19 protein-coding genes are annotated in these 19354 nt (G+C 68.1%); 9 read left to right on the forward strand and 10 right to left on the reverse strand.

Annotation, left to right across the window (positions count from 1 at the left end; all coding sequences use genetic code 11):
- Window positions 1-5 precede the first annotated feature (5 nt).
- The gene (locus CGU34_RS03860; protein ID WP_100813299.1) at window positions 6-1280 is read right to left on the reverse strand and encodes an ABC transporter substrate-binding protein; all 1275 of its coding nucleotides are present in this window, start codon (window positions 1278-1280) and stop codon (window positions 6-8) included.
- Window positions 1281-1584: 304 nt separating this feature from the next.
- Here CGU34_RS03860 and purS point away from each other — a divergent pair, with 304 nt between their 5' ends.
- The 3 genes from purS to CGU34_RS03875 are packed head-to-tail and all read left to right on the forward strand — an operon-like array spanning window position 1585 to window position 3542.
- A complete protein-coding gene (gene purS, locus CGU34_RS03865; RefSeq protein ID WP_036297197.1) occupies window positions 1585-1878 on the forward strand; it encodes a phosphoribosylformylglycinamidine synthase subunit PurS in 294 nt (97 codons plus the stop codon).
- Window positions 1875-2582 (forward strand): phosphoribosylformylglycinamidine synthase subunit PurQ, encoded by a 708-nt coding sequence (gene purQ / locus CGU34_RS03870; RefSeq protein ID WP_100813300.1) that lies wholly within the window; start codon window positions 1875-1877, stop codon window positions 2580-2582. Before purS ends, purQ begins: the two co-directional genes overlap by 4 nt.
- Window positions 2583-2609: 27 nt before the next feature.
- Window positions 2610-3542, forward strand: coding sequence for a 2-hydroxyacid dehydrogenase (locus tag CGU34_RS03875; RefSeq protein ID WP_100813301.1), 933 nt, complete (start codon window positions 2610-2612; stop codon window positions 3540-3542).
- A gap of 18 nt (window positions 3543-3560) precedes the next feature.
- Here the strand turns inward: CGU34_RS03875 and CGU34_RS03880 are convergent, their stop codons facing one another.
- On the reverse strand, window positions 3561-4205 hold the full coding sequence (locus tag CGU34_RS03880; protein ID WP_232711523.1) for a nucleotidyltransferase family protein: 645 nt from the start codon (window positions 4203-4205) through the stop codon (window positions 3561-3563).
- A 50-nt stretch (window positions 4206-4255) separates the two neighbouring features.
- Between CGU34_RS03880 and CGU34_RS03885 the strand changes: the two genes are divergently transcribed.
- The 4 genes from CGU34_RS03885 to CGU34_RS03900 all read left to right on the forward strand — a co-directional run bounded on the left by CGU34_RS03885 (window position 4256) and on the right by CGU34_RS03900 (window position 10181).
- Window positions 4256-5353 (forward strand): XdhC family protein, encoded by a 1098-nt coding sequence (locus CGU34_RS03885; protein WP_100813303.1) that lies wholly within the window; start codon window positions 4256-4258, stop codon window positions 5351-5353.
- Between the two features lie 241 nt (window positions 5354-5594).
- On the forward strand, window positions 5595-6386 hold the full coding sequence (locus CGU34_RS03890; RefSeq protein WP_157811212.1) for a nucleoside phosphorylase: 792 nt from the start codon (window positions 5595-5597) through the stop codon (window positions 6384-6386).
- A gap of 112 nt (window positions 6387-6498) precedes the next feature.
- The gene (locus CGU34_RS03895; RefSeq protein ID WP_100813305.1) at window positions 6499-7344 is read left to right on the forward strand and encodes an FAD binding domain-containing protein; all 846 of its coding nucleotides are present in this window, start codon (window positions 6499-6501) and stop codon (window positions 7342-7344) included.
- Window positions 7341-10181, forward strand: coding sequence for a molybdopterin-dependent oxidoreductase (locus CGU34_RS03900; protein WP_100813306.1), 2841 nt, complete (start codon window positions 7341-7343; stop codon window positions 10179-10181). The genes CGU34_RS03895 and CGU34_RS03900 overlap by 4 nt, the downstream gene beginning before the upstream one ends.
- 4 nt (window positions 10182-10185) lie before the next feature.
- Here CGU34_RS03900 and CGU34_RS03905 read toward each other — a convergent pair whose 3' ends face one another.
- A complete protein-coding gene (locus CGU34_RS03905) occupies window positions 10186-11451 on the reverse strand; it encodes a helix-turn-helix transcriptional regulator (RefSeq protein WP_100813307.1) in 1266 nt (421 codons plus the stop codon).
- Between the two features lie 161 nt (window positions 11452-11612).
- Between CGU34_RS03905 and fdhA the strand changes: the two genes are divergently transcribed.
- Both fdhA and CGU34_RS03915 read left to right on the forward strand, forming a co-directional pair.
- Window positions 11613-12833, forward strand: a complete 1221-nt coding sequence (fdhA, locus tag CGU34_RS03910; protein ID WP_036297242.1) for a formaldehyde dehydrogenase, glutathione-independent — start codon at window positions 11613-11615, stop codon at window positions 12831-12833.
- Window positions 12834-12896: 63 nt separating this feature from the next.
- Window positions 12897-13298: a GlcG/HbpS family heme-binding protein gene (locus CGU34_RS03915; RefSeq protein WP_036297211.1), complete on the forward strand. Its 402-nt coding sequence runs from the start codon at window positions 12897-12899 to the stop codon at window positions 13296-13298.
- A 17-nt stretch (window positions 13299-13315) separates the two neighbouring features.
- On the opposite strand, the gene CGU34_RS03920 is transcribed toward CGU34_RS03915, so the two are convergent.
- The 7 genes from CGU34_RS03920 to CGU34_RS03950 form a co-directional block, all read right to left on the reverse strand.
- Window positions 13316-13933, reverse strand: a complete 618-nt coding sequence (locus tag CGU34_RS03920) for a helix-turn-helix domain-containing protein (protein ID WP_100813308.1) — start codon at window positions 13931-13933, stop codon at window positions 13316-13318.
- Window positions 13934-13947: 14 nt separating this feature from the next.
- Window positions 13948-14988: an adenosine deaminase gene (add, locus tag CGU34_RS03925; RefSeq protein WP_100813309.1), complete on the reverse strand. Its 1041-nt coding sequence runs from the start codon at window positions 14986-14988 to the stop codon at window positions 13948-13950.
- Between the two features lie 60 nt (window positions 14989-15048).
- A complete protein-coding gene (locus CGU34_RS03930) occupies window positions 15049-15936 on the reverse strand; it encodes an ABC transporter permease (RefSeq protein WP_036297217.1) in 888 nt (295 codons plus the stop codon).
- On the reverse strand, window positions 15933-16784 hold the full coding sequence (locus CGU34_RS03935; RefSeq protein WP_100813310.1) for an ABC transporter permease: 852 nt from the start codon (window positions 16782-16784) through the stop codon (window positions 15933-15935). The genes CGU34_RS03930 and CGU34_RS03935 overlap by 4 nt, the downstream gene beginning before the upstream one ends.
- Window positions 16774-17598: an ABC transporter ATP-binding protein gene (locus tag CGU34_RS03940; RefSeq protein ID WP_036297220.1), complete on the reverse strand. Its 825-nt coding sequence runs from the start codon at window positions 17596-17598 to the stop codon at window positions 16774-16776. Before CGU34_RS03940 ends, CGU34_RS03935 begins: the two co-directional genes overlap by 11 nt.
- Window positions 17599-17628: 30 nt before the next feature.
- Window positions 17629-18705 (reverse strand): ABC transporter substrate-binding protein, encoded by a 1077-nt coding sequence (locus CGU34_RS03945; protein WP_100813312.1) that lies wholly within the window; start codon window positions 18703-18705, stop codon window positions 17629-17631.
- A gap of 272 nt (window positions 18706-18977) precedes the next feature.
- The coding region (locus CGU34_RS03950; protein ID WP_157811213.1) for an integrase core domain-containing protein at window positions 18978-19354 on the reverse strand (377 nt) is incomplete at its 5' end.

Here is a 19354-nt window from a genome sequence, read left to right on the forward strand (position 1 = left end):
GGTCATCAGAAGGCGTCGACCTCGGTGACCCAGGTGTTCCACGAGGTGGTCTGGTCTTCGACACCATCGAAGACACGAGTCACCGCGTTCTGCAGAGCGTCGTGGTACTTGAAGTAGTTCGCGCTCTTGTACGGGGCAACCGTCACGGCCTCGGCACGGTTGGCACCGATCTCGCCGGTCGGGGCGTCGTTGAAGTACGGGTTGACGAATTCCGTCAGCTCGGGGTTCGTGTACGCCTCGACCTGGCTCGGGAACGTGCCGGCCTCGACGAACGCCTTGAGCTGTTGCTCGGGCGCGGTCAGCCAGTCGGCCAAGGCAAGCGCCGCGTCGACGTTCGCACCGTTGGCGGGCACCGTCAGGTACGAGCCACCCCAGTTACCGCCGCCGCCGGGGAAGACGTCTGCGACATCCCAACCGGTGACATCGGGCGCGTTACCCGAGATGATGCCGAGCATCCAGCCGGGGCAGAGCATCGCGGCGAACTCGCCGTTGGTCATCGAGGCGTTCCAGTCATCGCTCCACTGGCCCGCGTATGCCGCGTTGGGGATCGCGCGCTCGACGACCAGGCTGTAGGCGTCAGCGATGTCGGGGTTCTCCGTCGCGATGATGGTGCCATCGGGCTCGTCGTACGTGTACTCCATCTGGTTGACGATGCCCTGCAGAACAGAGTTGGCCGAGTCGATCATCGGCTTACCCGTGGCGGTCTTGTACTGATCGGCGATGTCGAGGAAGTGGTTCCAGTCGCCCTCGAAGAGGGTCGCGACCTCGGCGCGGTCGGTCGGAAGACCGGCGGCGGCGAACAGGTCCGACCGGTAGCAGATGGACTGCGGGCCGATGTCGGTGCCGAAACCGACGAGACGTCCGTCTCCGTCCGTGGCTCCCGCTTCCTTCCAGTCCAGCCAGCGGCCCTTCGCGCTGTCCGGCACCTCGGCGAGCAGGTCGGAGTACTGCATGGCCTCGGCGAACCAGTCGATCTCGACGCCCTCGATGTCGGCGAGGCCTTCCTTCCCGAGCTTCTGGAAGTAGTTGGCACGGGCATCGCCGGACTCGGCGGCCTTGTTGTGCACGATCTCGATGTCGGGGTTTTCGTCCATGTACTCCTGCAGGAGCGCGTCGGTGTACCCGAAATTGTTGAATGTGGCGATCGTGAGCGTGGTCTTTCCGTCGGCGTCGCCGGACGGGGAGTCGCTTCCTCCACCGGCGCAGCCGGCGAGAACGATGGCGGAAGCGGAGAATGCTGCGACGATGGCGGCACTCCGGCGCATGGCGCGTGAGTTCACTGTCACTCCTTCGTGATGGTCGTTGAGTATTGCGCGTGACGTCGGGTTCGTTCCCGCCATCATCTGATCCCGTGGGAGCGTTCCCATCGGTGGAGGAAACGTTATGGGAGCGTTCCCATCAGATCAAGAGAGCGGTCCCAATGGATAGTCACAGTTTGGTCACGACGTCGAAACGTACAGTTGCGGACCCGGCTGCTACCGAAAGCCCCGATACGAAGGGCGTCACGGACGGCGTCACGAATGCGGTCGTGACGCGGCCGTAGACTGGGACGGCAACCCCGCCCCCGACAGCCGGAGCTCTCACATGCCCACCATCGTCGTCGACGTCATGCCCAAGGCAGAGCTGCTCGACCCGCAGGGAAAGGCCGTCACGGGCGCGCTTTCGCGTCTGGGGGTCCAGGATTTCAGTGCCGTCCGCATGGGTAAGCGCTTCGAACTCACCGTAGACGGCGAGGTCACGGAGGATGTTCTCGCGACCGCGCGCCGCATCGCCGACGAGATCCTCTCGAACTCGGTCATCGAAGACGTCGTGGAAATTTCGGTCGTCGAGAGCACGGTCGTCGAGAGCAAGGTCGCCGAGAGCACGGTCGTCGAGTGAGCCGCCCCCGCATCGGGGTCGTCACCTTCCCGGGATCCCTCGACGACGCCGACGCCCGCCGTGCGGTGCGCCTCGCCGGCGGCGAGCCGGTCGCACTCTGGCACGGCGACCACGACCTCCACGGCGTCGACGCGATCGTCCTGCCGGGCGGGTTCAGCTACGGCGACTACCTGCGCGCCGGTGCGATCGCCGCGCGCGCGCCGATCATGTCCGACATCCGCGACGCGGCGGACAAGGGCATGCCGGTCCTCGGCATCTGCAACGGATTCCAGATGCTCGTCGAGGCGCACCTGCTGCCGGGAGGACTCATCCGCAACGCCCACCAGCAGTTCATCCGCCGCGACCAGCGCTTGAGCGTCGAGAACGCCGATACCGCCTGGACGAGCGGCTTCGAAGCCGGACAAGAGATCGTTATCCCGCTGAAGAACGGCGACGGCGGTTACATCGCCGACGACGAGACGCTGGATCGCATCGAAGGCGAAGGGCAGGTCGCCTTCCGCTACGTCGGAGTGAACCCGAACGGGTCGCTCCGCGACATCGCCGGCGTGACGAACGCCCGCGGCAACGTCGTCGGCCTCATGCCGCACCCCGAGCACGCCGTCGAACCGGGCTTCGGGCCGGACACCTCGGTCGCGATGCGTTCGGGCGAAGACGGACGTGTCTTCTTCGCCAGTGCGATCGCCGCGGTGCTGCAAAACGCCTGACGCGGCGGAGCCCGCTAGCGTCGAAGGATGAACCGCGCGCCCCGCACGCTCACCGTTACCGTTCCCTCCCCCCAGGTTCTCGAAGACCTCGGCCCCATGCCGGATGGCGTCGAAGTGCTGGTGTGGCCGATGGACGGGCCGGCACCGCGAAAGCGACTCGACCTCGTGGTCGTGCCGTACATGTCGGGCGGAAGCGGCTTCCGTTGGCTCGACGGCGTCGAGACCGGCGTGCTGCAGGGCCAGTCCATCGGCTACGACGAGGTTGCGGTTCACCTACCTCCCGGGCGACAGTTCGCCAACGCGGCATCGGTGCATGAGACGGCCACCTCCGAGTTGGCGCTCGCACTCGTTCTCGCGGCGCAGCGGCGCCTCCCCGAGCTCGTGCACGCGCAGGCCGCCCAGACCTGGATGCAGGAGCGGAGCACCGGTCTCGCCGACCAGCGTGTGCTGCTGCTCGGCTACGGCGGAGTCGGAAAGGCGACCGCCGCGCGCCTCGCGCCCTTTGAGGTCGATCTCGTGCCGGTGGCGACGCAGGCCCGCGACGAAGACGGGGTGCACGTGCACGGTGTCGACGAGCTGCCGGAGCTGCTTCCCCACGCCGACATCGTCATCCTGACCCTGCCCGGAGGGGACGCGACGCGGCACATCGTCGACGACGCCGTGCTGGCTGCGCTGCCGGATGGTGCGCTGGTGGTCAACGTGGGTCGTGGCTCCTTGATCGACACCGCCGCGCTGGTCGATCACGCCGGTCGTGGCCGTATCCGCGCTGCGCTCGACGTCACCGATCCGGAGCCGCTGCCCGCGGGGCATCCCCTCTGGGCCTCTCCCGGGGTACTGATCGCGCCGCACGTCGGCGGTTTGACGGCGGCGATGCGACCGCGTGCGGCTCGCCTGATCCGTCAGCAGATCGAGCGGCTGCTGCGGGGCGAGGCGCCGCTCAACGTCGTGATCGGCGGCTGACCGAGAGCTACCCGTCGCTCAGCCGTCGGTGGCGGGCCCACTGTCGATCATGGGTCCACTGCCGATCGTGGGCGGAGTATCGATGTCGTCGCCCGACCAGAGGTCTTCGCAGGGGACCGAGAGCGCGTCGTGGCTCGCGAGGTAGGCACGCGCGCCACGATCCCCCGACAGGGCGTGTGCGAGCGGATCGAAGTGCTCGGCACCGATCAGGACCGGATGACCCGGGTCGCCACCGTACGTCGCCTGCACGAGTGCCCGCCTCGGTGCGGCCGCCGCGGCGGCGATGACCCGGCGGACGACGGCGGGTGGAGCATCCGGCGTGTCCACCGGCATGATGACGAGCGCTGACGCGGATCGCTCGCGCGCCGCGGCGAGCCCCGTCGAGATCGTGGCGGACAGGCCGAGTTGCCAGTCGGGCACGACGACGATCTCGGCCCCGGGCGGGACGAGGTCGTGTGCTTCCGGCGCCGATGCCCCGAGCGCCACGAGCACCCGACCGCATCCCCCCGCGCGCAGCGTGTTCACGGCCCGAACGACCCACGGCACGCCGTCGCCGTCTCGGGCAAGCGCCTTCGGGCCGCCGAACCGTGTGCCCGCGCCGGCCGCGAGCACGAGACCGAAGATCGCATCGGACTGTTGGTCGCTGCTCTCCGACGGGCGCATGGTGCCGTCAGCGTATCGTGCAGGAAACATCGCGCGACTAGCGTTGCAGGATGCTCGAACTCGCCGCAGACCTGCTGCCGCGTCTCGCAGATGGAGAGTCGGTGGCGGTCGTCACCGTGACACGTGTCGCGCGCAGCGCTCCGCGGGGGCTCGGGGCTTCGATGGCCATCACGGCGGACGGCTCGGTGATCGGCTCGATCTCCGGCGGCTGTGTCGAGGGCGACGCGATCGTGCTCGCTCATGCCGTGCTGGCAGATGGCGCGGCGCGCGCGGCGCGGTTCGGGTTCAGCGACGAGCGCGCGCACGCCGCGGGCCTCGCGTGTGGCGGCGAGGTGGAGGTGCTCGCGTACGTCCTGCGACCCGACGACGACGTGGCGCGGCACGCTCTCGAGGCAGCCGCTCGCGATGAGCGCGTCACCGTCGCCCTCGGTATCCGCGCTCCTCTCGAGGGGGTCGTCGCCGACGCATCCGGCCTGTCGCGGATCGCTGCCGAGGCGCTCCCCGAGTTGGACGCGGCCGCGCTCTTGGCGGAGACGACCCCGATCGCAGACCGCGCGTGGCTCTCGGTGTCTCAGGCTCCGCGCGCCCGACTCATCGTCGTGGGCGCGGGGGAACACGCGGCAGCGCTGTGTCGGGTGGCCAGCGCGGCGGGTTACGCGGTCACCGTGTGCGACCCCTGGCCGTTGCTGGCGACGTCGGAGCGTTTCCCCGACGCATCCGACATCGTGATCGCCGATCCCGGCGAGTATCTGACGTCGCTTGCCGAGCAGGCGGGCTCGATCGATGCCCGGACGGCCGTCTGCGTGCTCTCCCACGACGAACGGATCGACATTCCTGCTCTTCATGCCGCACTCGGAATGAACGTCGGTTTCGTCGGCGCGATGGGTGCTCGGAGCACGGTGGAGCAGCGTGGGCTTGCGCTGCGTGAGCGCGGGGTGAAGGACGCCGACCTGGCCCGCCTGCACTCTCCGCTCGGCCTGGACCTCGGCGGATCGTCGCCGGAAGAAGCCGCTGTCGCCGCCATTGCCGAGATCATCGCGTCGCGGTACGGGACATCGGGTGTTCCGCTGCGGGATGCCCGCGGCCCGATCCACGCCCGCACGCCTGCCTCCCCCGCGAGCCCCGCGCCGACCTGCTCGCCCCTCTAGCCGCGTGCCTGGGTGCGGTCTTCACCGAAACACCCCGCGCGCGACGAAACACCCCTCGCCATGGGGTGTCTGGGCGCACGTAGGGTGTTTCGCCGTCGCCTCGGCTCGCGCGACACGGTGCTACGCTCTCGGCACTGCGTGTCCTAACAACCATGACCTCCCGGCGATCGTCGGTGGACCGAGCCGGTGGCTCAGGGCGGGGACTGCTGACTTCACCCGTCACAGCATCCCGGAGGCCACCGTGTCCACATCCGCATCCACGCCCACATCCACGCCCGTGGACAAGTCCCAGGCGGGCCTGAACGCGCGCCAGTACCACATCGGCATCGCGCCCGGTGAGGTCTCGTCCGTGGCGCTGCTGCCCGGAGATCCGTTTCGCGTGCCGTTCGTCGCGGAGTTCCTGACGGAGGTCCGCGAGGTCGCACACAACCGCGAGCACCGCACCATGACGGGCTGGTACAAGGGGCGGCACATCACCGCGACGTCGACCGGAATGGGTTGCCCGTCGACCGCGATCGCCGTCGAAGAACTGGCACGGGTCGGCGTCACATCGTTCATCCGCGTGGGCAGCTCGGCCGGCCTCCAGCCGGGCATCGCCCCCGGAGACCTGCTGGTGAGCGAGGGCAGCTTCCGCAACGACGGGACGACGGATGCCTATCTGCCCAAAGGCTTCCCTGCAGTCCCCGACCTCGAACTCACGCTGGCGCTCGCCCGCCACTCGGAGCGGATCGCCGCGGCATCGGGAACACATTCCTTTCGTGGCATCAGCGTGAGCGACGACGCGTTCTATGCGGAAACACCGGAATGGATCGCCGAGCTGAACCGCATGGGCATCCTCAATGTGGAGATGGAGGCATCCGCTCTCTACATCGTCGCGCGACTGCGTGGTCTCCGCGCGGGCATGGTCTGCGCCGCGTCAAGCAACCTCGTCGATGGCGCATCCCTCTACGACGAGAAGAACTCCGCGCTCAAGGACGGCTGGATGCGCAGCATCGAGGCCGCCCTCGAGACGGCGGTCGAGCTCGAGTTGTAGTAGCTCGCGACACGCCTGACGGCCCAGCCTCGCGGTTGCACGTGAAACACTCACGAAATCGGGCGCTGGTTGGATGGAAGGATGCGGCGACGCATTCTCGGAAGGAGTGCCGGTGGACCTGAACACCATCACGAGCTTCCGCCGCGCGACCCAGCGCGACGACCTCGCGCTCGCCCCGGGCGAAATCATCCTGGGCGGGGGGACCTGGCTGTTCGGTGAGCCCCAGAACCACGCGACCGGGCTGGTCGACCTGACGACGATGGGCTGGCCTGATCTGGAGGTCACCGACGGGGGGCTCACGATCGGCGCGACGTGCACGATCGCGACGCTCGTCGCCTTCGCCCAAGGCCGGACGACGGATGCGGCGGCCCCGGCCGATTGGTCCGCCATCGCGCTGTTCCCCGTCGCCGCGAACGCCCTCCTGGCCTCGTTCAAGATCTGGAACACAGCGACGGTCGGAGGGAACGTCTGCCGCTCGTTCTCGGCCGGCGCGATCGTGTCCCTCGCGTCCGCGCTCGACGGCGAGGCCGTGATCTGGACTCCCGACGGTGACGAGCGCCGCACCCCGGTGGCCGAGCTGATGACGGGCAATGGCACGAATGATCTCGCCCGCGGCGAGGTGGTCCGTGCTGTCGAGATCCCCGCGCACGCACTCCGTTCTCGCGCCGTCATGCGCAAGATCGCCCTCGCCGAGCTGGGTCGCTCGGGAGCGGTCGTCACCGGGCGTATCGACCGCGACGGGTCCGCCGTCTTCAGTGTCACCGCCGCCACCCTCACACCGACCGTCCTGCGCTATCCGGAGCTTCCCGCAGCGGCACAGCTCGCGGCCGATGTCGCGGGGGCAGCGGACTTCTATACCGATCCCCTGGGATCCGCCGATTGGCGCCGCGGGGTCAGTGTCGAGCTCGCGGAGCGGATTCGGGCCGAACTCGCCGCCGATTCTGGGGAGACCGCATGAAGATCGAGGTCAACGGCGCACCCCTCGAGGTCGAGCCACGCCCGGGTCAGTGCCTGCGGACGCTGCTACGCGAGCACGGCCACACCGAGGTCAAGAAAGGGTGCGACGCGGGCGATTGCGGCGCGTGTGCCGTGATCCTCGACGGCCAGCCTGTCCACTCGTGCATCATTCCCGCGATGCGGGTCGAGGGCAGCACGGTGACGACGGCGGCGGGCCTCGCCCCCGGCGATGGCCTCCATCCCGTGCAAGAGGCGATCATCGAGAAGTTCGGCTTCCAGTGCGGCTTCTGCACCCCGGGCATGAGCGTCACGGCCTCCACCCTCACCGAGGCCGACCTGCCCGACCTCGACCGTCGCATGAAGGGCAGCCTCTGCCGGTGCACCGGGTACCGACCGCTCCGCGAGGCGATCACCGGTGCCGTGCGTGAGACGGGGCGGAGAGCCGCCATCGTCGAACAGGATGTGGCGGAGAAGGATGCCGCGGCTCCGTCATCCGTCTGCGGTGAGGTGTGCGAGGGTTCGTGCGACACTGCCGCCGCGGCGAAATCGTCGGGTATCGGCTCGTCGGGCGTCGGCACATCGGTCTCACCCGAGCCCGCCCGAAGAGTGGTGCAGGGTCGCGAGCCGTACACCTTCGATGAGCCGGTCACGGGTGCCCTGGTGCTGCGGGTCGTGACCTCGCCACATGCGCACGCACGCATCCTCTCCATCGATACTTCGGCTGCACTCGCGGTTCCCGGGGCCGTCGCGGTGTTCACACATGAGGATGCTCCGGCCACCCGGTACTCCTCCGGCCGACACGAACACCGCACCGACGACCCGGACGATACTCGTGTGCTCGACGACGTCGTGCGCCATGTCGGGCAACGGGTCGCGGCCGTGGTCGCCGAGAACTCGCAGGCAGCCGAGCAAGCCTGCCGGCTGGTCGAGATCGAATACGAGGTGTTGCCCGCGGTCTTCGACGCGGCGGCCGCCCGCATGCCGGGTGCCCCCCTGCTGCACGCCGAGGGCACACCCGACGACCGTGTCGCGGATGCGTCGCGCAATGTCGTCGCCGCGCTCCACGACGGATACGGGGGCGACATCGATGCCGCCCTCGCGGCCAGCCCGATCCGCGTCGCGGGGACCTGGCAGACGTCCCGCGTCAGCCACGCGCAGCTGGAAACGCACGGATCTGTCGGCTGGATGGACGACGAAGACCGGCTGGTCATCCGCTCGAGCACGCAGGTGCCCTTCCTCACGCGTGACGAACTGGGCCACATCTTCGACCTGCCGCGCGAGCGCCTGCGCGTCTATGCGCCACGCGTCGGCGGGGGCTTCGGCGGCAAGCAGGAGATCTTCACGGAAGACCTCGTGGCCCTCGCCGTGCTGCACACCGGACGTCCCGTCGCGTACGAGTTCTCTCGCACCGATCAGTTCCAGCGGGCGTCGCTGCGTCACCCCATGCGCGTCTCGGTGGAGCTCGGCGCCAACGAGGATGGAATGCTGACCGCGATCAAGCTCGACGTGCTGAGCGACACCGGTGCGTACGGCAACCACGCGATCGGCGTGATGTTCCATGGCTGCTCCGAGTCGATCAGCCTCTACAACGCCCCCGCGAAGCGGGTTGATGCCGAGGCTGTTTACACCAACAACGTGCCGTCAGGAGCCTTCCGCGGGTACGGCCTCGGGCAGGTGCAGCTCGGGGTCGAATCCGCGCTGGACATGCTCGCCCAACGCCTCGACCTCGATCCGTTCGAGGTGCGCCGCATCAACGCCGTCCGCGACGGCGACCCCCTGCTCGCGTGGCACGCAGAACACGAACCCGAAGTCCGCTGGGGAAGCTACGGCCTCGATCAGTGCCTCGATCTCGCGCAAGGCGCCCTGGCCCGCGGCAACGGCGTGACGGCACCGGACGGCTGGCTCGTCGGCGAGGGTATGGCCTCGACGCTGATCGCGACGATGGCCCCGCGCGGACATATCGCGCACGCCACGGCGACGCTCCGGCCCGACGGAACCTACGCGCTCCGCACCGGTACGGCCGAGTTCGGCAACGGCACCACCACCGTGCAGCGCCAGATCGCGGCATCCGTCTTCGGCGTGGACGGCGGGCGTGTGACGCTCCAGCATGCCGATACGGATGGCGTCGCGCACGGCACGGGTGCGTTCGCATCGGCGGGGACGACCGTCGCGGGCAAGGCCGTGTACGCGGCGTGCGTCGCGCTACGCGACCGGATGCTCGGGCTCGCCGCCGTCCTACACGGAGCCGAACCCGGGGCCTGCTCGCTCACGGCCGAGGGCGTTCGCACGCCGTCGGGGGTCGTGCCGTTCGGCGAGATCGTCGCCGCGGCGGCGCCGGAACACGGGAGCGGCGACGGTCTGACTGCCCACGGCGCCGAATACGGCGACGAACGCTCGCTGGCGTTCAACGTCCACGCGGTGCGGGTCGCGGTCGAGCCATCCACCGGATCCGTCCGCATCCTGCAGTCGGTGCACGCCGCAGATGCGGGTTTCGTCATGAATCCGGCCCAGTGCCGGGGGCAGATCGAGGGCGGCGTCGCGCAGGGCATCGGCAGCGCGCTCTACGAAGAGGTCTACATCGACGACCGTGGCGCCGTGGTGAACCCCATGTTCCGCACCTACCGCGTGCCGCAGTTCGCCGACATTCCCGACACCGAGGTCTACTTCGCCGACACGAACGACGACCTCGGTCCGTTCGGTGCGAAGTCGATGAGCGAGTCGCCGTACAACCCCGTCGCCCCCGCGATCGGCAACGCGATCGCCCGTGCTCTCGGACGCAGGCCGTACGAGCAGCCGTTCTCGCGCGACCGCGTCTGGCGCATCGCGCAGGCCGACTGACCCGTCAGCGGTGTGCGCGACCCGCGGCGATCAGCGCCGTGGCCTCGGAGCGCGAGGTGACCCCGAGCTTTCGAAACACCTTCGAGACGTGGAACTTGACGGTGTTCTCGCTGATTCCCAAGCGCGCCGCGATCCCGCGATTGCGGAGCCCCTGCGTCATAAGTTCGAGGATCTGCACCTCGCGCGGTCCGAGCCGCGCGATGAGCGGGTCATCGCCGTGGGTGTGCGGGGGGTCCAGAGGCATGACGACGGAGAGCTCCGAGCCCCACCCCTCGGTCGCCGCGAGAGTCATCTCGCCGTTGACCGCCGAGACGCGCTGCCGGAGTTCGTCGAGGGCATCGTGACCGAGCGATGCATCGCCGGGGCCGTCGTCGCGCACGCTGATCAGCAGGTTGCGGCCGTCGCAATCCCATTTGACCCGCACGCGGCTCGTGCCCGGTTGTTCGACGGACGCCAGGATCGCTCGACGCACGATCGCCCGAGCACCGTGGGCGATCTCGCTGGGCAGGGCGCGCCCGTCCACGGGTGGTTCGACGAACTGCACGTCCACGTCGCGGTACCGCACGAGCGGCACGAGATCATCGCGCAGACGCTCGAACGCCGAGGTCACGGGCTCTTCCGTGAAGGTGCGGACGAGATCGGTCGAGGTGCGCAGCTGCACCATCGCGTGCGCCGCGACACCGACGGCGGCCTGGCGCGCGGCGTGATCGTCGGTCGAGGGTGAGCGCAGGACCGCGAGCAGCGCCTCGAGTGTGCGCGAGTGCGTGTCGCTGAGTTCGGCGACGACCTCTGCACGCACACCGGCCGCGGCACGCGACTCGAGCAGATAGCTCGGCGATGCGTCGCGTGCGGGTTGCCGGATCCGCACCGCGACGATGCGCCACAGTTGGAGAAGTTCGGCGTCTGCGCGCACGTCGGCGTCGGGATCTGTGGCGGATGCCGCGGGCACCGGATCGACGAGAACCAGCAGCGGACCGGTCTCGGCGCAGACCAGCACGGTGTTTCGCGCTGCGCCGCCGACCTCGACCGAGGCGCGCAGTACCCCGGGGCCGCTGAGGAGGGCCCGGGCCTCCACCATCTCCGACAGAGCGACGCGTGATGCGAGCGCCGGGTCCCCGTGGAGCTTGAGCGGGTGGCTCACGTCGTCCTCGGCCAGGATGATGAGCGCGGAATGCGGGATCGTGGGCGCCAGGTATTCCGAGAGTGAGCGCGCGATCTCGGGCAATGGGGCCGCCACCACGTCGGCTATCGCGGCGATCGAGGTCGGCATCGGATGATGCTAGCTGGCTCCGCGCCATCTCGCGCTACCCGAACGGGTAGTGAGAACTATCCCGATCGCCGATGGCGCTACCGAAACGGGTGGCGCACTCTGGATAAGCCGCCGATGTCGACCCGACGTACGCGCGGTTCGAGGTTCGGAGAGGAGCCACCATGACGAACAATCGTGCCGTCGCCTACAAGGGGCCGGGCAAGGTCGAGGTCATCGACACCGAATACCCCACCTTCGAGCTGAAGGATGGTCCGGGCGTCAATCCCGCGAACATCGGACGCAAGCTCCCCCACGCCGTCATCCTGAAGACCGTCGCCACCAACATCTGCGGATCTGACCAGCACATGGTCCGGGGCCGGACGACGGCGCCCGCGGGCTTGGTCCTGGGTCACGAGATCACGGGTGAGGTCGTCGAGGTCGGTCCCGACGTCGAGTTCGTCAAGGTCGGCGACATCGTCTCGGTACCCTTCAACATCTCGTGCGGTCGCTGCCGCAACTGTAAGGAAGGCAAGACGGGCATCTGCCTGAACGTCAACCCCGACCGTCCCGGCAGCGCCTACGGGTACGTCGACATGGGCGGATGGGTGGGCGGACAGGCCGAATACGTGCTCGTGCCGTATGCGGACTGGAACGCCCTCGTCTTCCCCGACCGCGAGCAGGCCCTCGAGAAGATCCTCGACCTCACGATGCTCTCCGACATCTTCCCGACGGGCTTCCACGGCGCCGTCACCGCGGGAGTGGGAGTCGGATCGACCGTGTACATCGCGGGTGCCGGTCCCGTCGGTCTCGCGGCAGCAGCCGGCGCCCAGTTGCTCGGTGCGGCCGTCGTCATCGTCGGCGACCTGAACGAGGAGCGACTGGCCCAGGCGCGCAGCTTCGGCTGCGAAACCATCAACGTCGGCGACGGTGACGTACCCGAACAGCTGGCACAGCTGCTCGGGGTCCCCGAGGTCGACGCCGCGGTCGACGCGGTCGGCTTCGAGGCGCGCGGGCAGGGGCACGGCGCGGACGCCGCCGAGGCTCCCGCGACGGTGCTGAACTCCCTGATGGATGTGACGGCCGCGGGCGGAGCCATCGGCATCCCGGGTCTTTACGTCACCGGTGACCCGGGCGCGGCCGATGAGGCGGCGCAGAAGGGTTCGCTGTCGCTGAGCTTCGGCACCGGCTGGGCGAAGTCGCTGTCGTTCACCACCGGCCAGTGCCCCGTCATGCGCTATAACCGGCAGCTCATGATGGCGATCCTCCATGACAAGGTGCAGATCGCGAAGGCGGTCAACGCCACCGCGATCTCGCTCGAGGATGCTCCGCGCGGCTACGCGGAGTTCGATGCGGGCGCCGCAACCAAGTACGTGCTCAACCCGAACGGGTACATCGCGGCCTGACCGCACCCCCGACATCCGTCACGACTTCACGTCCCACCACCCTCACGATCGAAGGAGACCACCATGTCAGCTCTCACCCTCGCGGACGCCCGCACCCTGATCGCCGCCGCCGAAGCGCGCGCCGACGAGATCGGCCAGCCGATGAACATCGCCGTCGTCGACGCCGGCGGCAACCTGATCGCACACGTTCGCCAAGACGGCGCCTGGATGGGCAGCATCGACATCTCGATCAGCAAGGCGTGGACGTCGCGTGCCTTCGACATCCAGACGAAGGACCTCGGCGACAACTCGCAGCCGACGCAGCAGTTCTTCGGCATCCACACCACCAACGGCGGCAAGGTCGCGATCTTCGCGGGGGGCGTGCCCCTGCTGCGCGACGGCGTCGTCGTCGGTGGCCTGGGCGTCAGCGGAGGCTCGGGCGAGCAGGACCAGACGGTCGCCGAAGCGGGTGCCGCCGCGCTCTGACGCGGGCTCCGTGCGCGCTACCAGCGCCCGGCGCCGGCACCGCGCAGGCCCTGCTTCACGACGACGAGACGGTACGTCCGGCCGTTCGCCGACCACCAGCGGTGGTGAACACCGCCCGCGTAGTAGGCCGAGTCGCCCGCTTCCAGTGTCGATTGATCGCCCTCGACCTCGATGTTGATGGCCCCCTCGATCACGTAGAGGAACTCATCCTCGGCGTGCACGAAGATCTCGCCGGGTTCGGTGGCGCCGCCGGCCACTTCCATCGGATGCAGCGGCCTACCGCCGCGCGCCAGCATCCGGGCGGAGCCGGCGGCGAATCCCTCGGGCACCGCCTCGTCCGTCGCGGCCTGTCGGTGCACCTCGACCGCGGGATGCGCGGATGCCGCGGCATCCGCTTCCGCGATCAGCTCGATCGGGCTCGTCTCGAGCGCCGAGGCGATACGCCGCAGCGACGACAGACTCGGCTGGGCGAGGCCGCGCTCGAGCTGGCTCAGGAACGGATGCGAGAGGTCCGTCGTTTCGGCGAGCCGGACGAGCGTCATGCCACGCGCGTGCCGAACGCGCCGGATCGCGGCACCGAGCCGCGTATCAGCGTCATCCGCATCCACCGGTCGCGAGGCGACGCTCGACGTCATGGTCGCCGCCCTCGCTAGACCGGCAAGCCGACGCCGCGGGAGCCCGCGTACTCCCCCACCCGTTCAACGAAGGCGGCCTTCTGCTCGGGCGTCAGCCACGATGCCTCGAACGAGTTGATGGCAAGCTGGACGAGGTCGGTCTCGGACAGCCCGGCCTGCTCGGCGAGGGCGACGTAATTATCGCCGACGTAGGCTCCGAAGTACGCAGGGTCGTCCGAGTTGATCATGACGCGCAGGCCCGCCCGCATCAGGCTGACGATCTCGTCGGCCTTCATCTGCTCGGTGACGAACGAGTTCGACACGGGACAGCACGTGAAGCCGAGCCCTCGCTCCTTCGCGATCGCCACGAGTTCGGGGTCCTCCACGATGTTGGTGCCGTGGTCGATCCGCTCGACCCGAATGTCGGTGAGTACAGCGCGGATGTTCTCGATCGAGCCGACCTGGTCGATGTCGCAGTGCATCGTCAACCGGAAGCCCTCGGCACGGGCGCGGGCGAACACCTCCGAGAACTTGCTGGGCGGGTTGTCGCGCTCATCCGAATCGAGCCCGACCCCGATGATCCAGTCCTTGTACGGCAGCGCCGACTCGAGCGTCGCCGCCGCATCCTCTGCCGAGAAGTCGCGCAAGAAGCAGAGGATGAGCTCTGCGGAGATGCCGAGCTCGTCCCCCGCCCGGACTGCGGCGCGGTGATAGCCCGTGATGACGTTCTTGAACGGCACGCCACGGCTCGTGTGTGCCTGCGGGTCGAAGAACATCTCGGCGTGCACGACGCCCTGTTCCTTCGCACGCAGCAGATAGGCCCAAGCGAGGTCGTGGAAGTCGTCGGCCGTCTGCAGCACCTGCATCGCCGGGTAGTACACGGCGAGGAAGCTCGTCAGGTCGGTGAAGTTGTAGGTCGCCTTGACCTCTTCGACGGTCTTCTCTGCCAGTTCGATGCCGTTGCGGGCCGCGAGTTCGAACTTGAGCTCGGGCTCGAGGGTGCCCTCGAGGTGAAGATGCAGTTCGGCCTTGGGCAGGCCATAGGCGAACGCGGTGAGCGCGAGGGAGTCGGTCATGGTGTCCTTTCGAACGGTGGAGACAACCGCACCCGAAGGCTCTGGGGCGGTTCGACGAGATCAGACGCGGTTGCCCATGCCCATGCGGGCGAGCGCCACGGACTCGAGGATCTGAACGACGTTGTAGAGGATGAGTGCGGCCCCGGTCACGAGGACCACAGCGGTCCAGACGGCCGAGAACTGTGCCCCCGAGATGTAACCACCCACGGCGCCGCCGATGCCGCCGCCGACGGCGAGCCACTCGGCGAGCAGGGCCCCCGTGATCGCGCCGGGCACCGAGATGCGGACGGCGGCGAAGAACTCGGGCAGCGAGCTCGGCAGGGCGACTTTGCGGAGACGGGTCCACGACGATCCGCCGTAGACCGTGACGAGATCGTTCATCTGGGGCGAGGCCGACTTGAGGCCGAACACGATGTTCACAAGTGCGGGGAACAGCACCACGATTCCGCCGATCACCGCGACCGAGGCGAACTCACGCCCGAAGATCAGGATGATGACGGGCGCCATCGCGACGAGCGGCACCGAACGCAGCAGCATCGCCATGGGCATGAGCGCGTGCTCAACGCCCTTGCTGAGCTGGAAGATCATCGCGACGACGAGGGCCACCACGAGGCCGGCGATGAACCCGACGACCGAGTGTCCGAGAGTCACCCAGAGCTGGCCGAAAAGCTGTTCGCGGTTCGCCTCGGAATTCGGCATGGTGAAGAGGAAGTTCCAGACATCCACCGGTCCCTTGCCGACGTACGGCGAGATCTGGAAGGCCCAGAGCGATCCGACCCAGATCACCAGGACGGCGACGATCGTGAGAAGGAACGTCAGGACGCTGCGCCCGAGCGCCCGGAGCGTGGCGCTGCGCGTCTCGCGGCGGATCTCGGCGTTCAGCTTGGCGGTCTGTTCTGCTTCGGAGACCGCCGCCACGGTCGGCGGCTCGGTGATGAGCGTGCTCATTTCGACACTCCCTTCGACCAGGGTGCGATGGCTCGGGCGACGAGGCCCAGCAGGCCGTAACCCAGGAGGGCGACAGCGCCGGAAACGAGGGCGATATCCCACACGCGGGGTGAGTTGAGCGCCTGTTGCGCCGCGATCATCGCGGGGCCGACGCCGACCGTGATCTTGCCGAAGAACTCACCGAGCACGGCGCCGAGGAAGGCCGCCGGAACCGCGATCTGGAGCGCGTTCAGGATGGACGGAAGGGACGCGATCAGGCGCACCTTGCGCAGTTGCGTCAGCCGCGACCCGCCGTACACGGTGATCAGGTCGAGGCTGGCCTTGTCGGCCGCTTTCAACCCGAGCAGCGCACCGACAACGGTCGTGAAGAAGCAGCTGAGCGCCGCGAGGAAGATCGCGGTGGTCGAGGGCTGACCCGACGTCGGGATCGGCACGATGACCGTGAGCAGAAGACCCAGGGCGACGATCGGGATGCAGTAGGTGATGATCGCGATCTGCATCACGACGCCCTCGAGCCGGGGGATGATCAGCACAAGCGCCGACAGCACCAGGGCGAGGCCGTTGCCCCACAGGTATCCGATCCCCGCCTCGGCGAGGGTCACCCCGAAGTTCCGGACGTAGAAGTTCCAGCCGGTGTTGAAGAACTCCATCAACACCTGAGGAGGTGTCGGGATCGCCTGCACCCCGCCCGGACCGACGTTCGAGAAAACGGTCGCTGCCAGGATCCACCACAGCGCGATGATTCCGACGACACCGATGAGTCCGGTGACCCACGCGGGAAGTTTGACGTCCTCCCACTGGATCGTGCGGGGCTTGGTAGCCTCCGGCGGCGCGACGCTAGTGGTCATCCGCCGCGGCGCCTCCCACGCCGAAGAGCAACTCGGACGCCTGGTCCACATACGCGTGGAACTCGGGCGTGCGCATCATCTCGGGTGTCCGCGGACGCGGCAGGTCGATCGTCATGACCTCTTTGATGCGACCGGGACGCGGGCTCATGACGGCTACCTGGTCGGACAGGAAGATCGCCTCCGAGATGCCGTGCGTCACGAGCAGCGTGGTGGCGGGCTTCTCGGTCCAGATGCGGAGCAACTCGAGGTTGAGCTTCTGCCGCGTCATGTCATCGAGGGCGCCGAACGGTTCGTCGAACAACAGCACCGATGGCTTCATGATGAGCGAGCGCGCGATCGATACGCGCTGGCGCATGCCGCCGGACAGCTGTGCGGGCTTCGCCTTCTCGAAGCCCGTCAGACCGACGAGGGCGATCATCTCTTTGACGTAGTCCTTGTCGACGGGCTTGCCCGCGACCTCGAACGGCAGCTGGATGTTCGACTGCACGCTCCGCCAAGGCAGAAGAGCCGAGTCCTGGAAAGCGATACCCAGCTCGTTACCCTTCCGGAGCTCTTTGGGGCTCTTGCCATCGACGCGCGTCGTGCCACTCGTGGCATCCTCGAGTCCCGCCAGAATGCGCAGGATGGTCGACTTGCCGCAGCCCGACGGCCCGAGCAGGGCGAGGAAGGTGCCCTGATCGGTGTGCAGGTTGGCGTCCTGCAGCGCGACGACGGTCTTGCGACCCACGCTGAAGACTTTGTTCAGTCCGGTGATCTGCAGGCCGGTGCCCAGGCTTGTCGCCTGGGCACCGGTCTGGGTGGCCGTTTCGGTCACAGTTGATATCTCTCGGTAGAGGTGAAGAACTCAGCCCATGTAGGCGATGAGGTCCGGGTTCTCTTCGTAAACCTCGGCGAGCAGGCTCATGTCGAAGAGGTCGCCCGCTTCGATCATGATGCCGGCGCCCTCGAGGCTGCCGATGGTCGATGCCTGCAGGGCGTCGCTGATCGTGAAGATCCCGAACTCCTCGGTCTCGTCCGACACGATGAGCTCGTTCTGCGCGATCGCACCGGCGAGCGAGTTCTCGGGGTTCAGGTCGAGGTCGACGCCGTACTCTTCGACAGCGAGGCGCGAGCCCTCTTCGGGGTCGTTCAGCGCGTCGGTCCAGCCGCGGATCTCGGCGACGAGGAACGCCTTGAGCATCTCGCGGTTGTCGGCGATCTGCTCGTCGGTCACCGTGATCGTCTCGGCGACGAACGGCAGGCCGTTGTCGGCGAACGGCAGGTCCGTGGTATCGAGACCCTGAGCGGCGACCGTGACCGACTCGTTGGTGATGTACGCCATGAATCCGTCGACCTCGCCGTTGACGAGGGGCGCCGGGTCGTACTGAACCGGGACGATCGTCAGCTCGGACGGGTCGATGTCGTTCGCCGCGAGCAGCGCGTTGAAGAGCGTGGTGTTCGAGTCCTGCACGCCGATGCGCTTGCCCTTGAGGTCGTCGACGGTGGCGATATCGCCCCCATCGGCGAGCGAGAGGATCGTGAAGGGGTTGGCCTGGAACGTTGCGCCGATGATCTTGAGGGGGGCACCCTCGTTGGCGACGGCCGCGCCGACCGAGATCGAGTCGCTCAGGGCGACGTCGGCGGTGCCGCTGACGAGCTCGGCGACACCGGTCGAGGGACCGGGGACCAGGTTGACCGACGAGAAGCCGGCCTCTTCGTAGTAGCCCTTCGAGTCGGCGAAGTACTCGCCCGCGAACTCCTCGTTGAGGATCCAGCTGAGCTGGAGGGTCAGGTCGCCGAAGCCCTCTTCGCCGGCGGGCGATTCGGAGGCGTCGGAGCCGCTGCCACTGGAGCAGGCGGTCAGGGCGAGAGCTGCGACGGCGACGCTCGCGCCGGCGACGGCGAGGCGGCGGCTGCGGGAGGAATTGAAGCGGAATGTCATGTGCTGTGTCTCCAGATTGGACGGGGTGGCACTCGGGTACATCGGCACGGTCAGAAAGCCTCGACCCTGCGCGATAAAGGTGACGCTATGGGATGTAGATTTCACGAACACTGGCGCAGTGTTTCGTCGCCGTTACACCTGAGCGTGGATGCGCCGGCCGGCCGGCTCAGTGGGGGTGTCGCCCGAGACGCGCGGCCATCGCGGGCAGGTCTGTGTGAACACGGACGGATGCCTCGGCGGCGAGCTGAAGCGCTCCAGGTTTTGTGCCGCTCCTATGCGGGTTGCGGCTCTCGGTTGAGGGTCGCGTAATGGGCTTGCTCGAACTCGGCGGGTGGGACGTAGCCGAGGCTCGAGTGAAGCCTACGAGTGTTGTACCAGTTGACCCAGCCGGCGGTCGCGAATTCGACGTCTGCGATGGTCCGATACGGCCCGTCGTGGAACACGGTCGTGCGGATGCACTCGGCCTTGTAGAGCCCGTTGATCGTCTCCATCAGCGCGTTATCGAACGCGTCGCCGACGGACCCGATCGAGGGTGCGATGCCATCGAGCGCCAGCTTCTCGGTGTAGGCCAGCGAGACGTATTGAGACCCGGCGTCCGAATGTGCCCGCAGCTGCTCGGGCTGGACCGGGTGCCCATCACGCGCTCGTT

Source organism: Microbacterium lacus (genome assembly GCF_002812805.1).
GTDB lineage: Bacteria > Actinomycetota > Actinomycetes > Actinomycetales > Microbacteriaceae > Microbacterium > Microbacterium lacus_A.

Coding starts and splice junctions, on each gene's coding strand:
- purS (WP_036297197.1), top strand. CDS start 1,585: ATGCCCACCATCGTCGTCGACGTCATGCCCAAGGCAGAGCTGCTCGAC.
- CGU34_RS03875 (WP_100813301.1), top strand. CDS start 2,610: ATGAACCGCGCGCCCCGCACGCTCACCGTTACCGTTCCCTCCCCCCAG.
- CGU34_RS03880 (WP_232711523.1), bottom strand. CDS start 4,205: ATGCGCCCGTCGGAGAGCAGCGACCAACAGTCCGATGCGATCTTCGGT.
- CGU34_RS03885 (WP_100813303.1), top strand. CDS start 4,256: ATGCTCGAACTCGCCGCAGACCTGCTGCCGCGTCTCGCAGATGGAGAG.
- CGU34_RS03900 (WP_100813306.1), top strand. CDS start 7,341: ATGAAGATCGAGGTCAACGGCGCACCCCTCGAGGTCGAGCCACGCCCG.
- CGU34_RS03905 (WP_100813307.1), bottom strand. CDS start 11,451: ATGCCGACCTCGATCGCCGCGATAGCCGACGTGGTGGCGGCCCCATTG.
- fdhA (WP_036297242.1), top strand. CDS start 11,613: ATGACGAACAATCGTGCCGTCGCCTACAAGGGGCCGGGCAAGGTCGAG.
- CGU34_RS03915 (WP_036297211.1), top strand. CDS start 12,897: ATGTCAGCTCTCACCCTCGCGGACGCCCGCACCCTGATCGCCGCCGCC.
- CGU34_RS03920 (WP_100813308.1), bottom strand. CDS start 13,933: ATGACGTCGAGCGTCGCCTCGCGACCGGTGGATGCGGATGACGCTGAT.
- add (WP_100813309.1), bottom strand. CDS start 14,988: ATGACCGACTCCCTCGCGCTCACCGCGTTCGCCTATGGCCTGCCCAAG.
- CGU34_RS03930 (WP_036297217.1), bottom strand. CDS start 15,936: ATGAGCACGCTCATCACCGAGCCGCCGACCGTGGCGGCGGTCTCCGAA.
- CGU34_RS03935 (WP_100813310.1), bottom strand. CDS start 16,784: ATGACCACTAGCGTCGCGCCGCCGGAGGCTACCAAGCCCCGCACGATC.
- CGU34_RS03945 (WP_100813312.1), bottom strand. CDS start 18,705: ATGACATTCCGCTTCAATTCCTCCCGCAGCCGCCGCCTCGCCGTCGCC.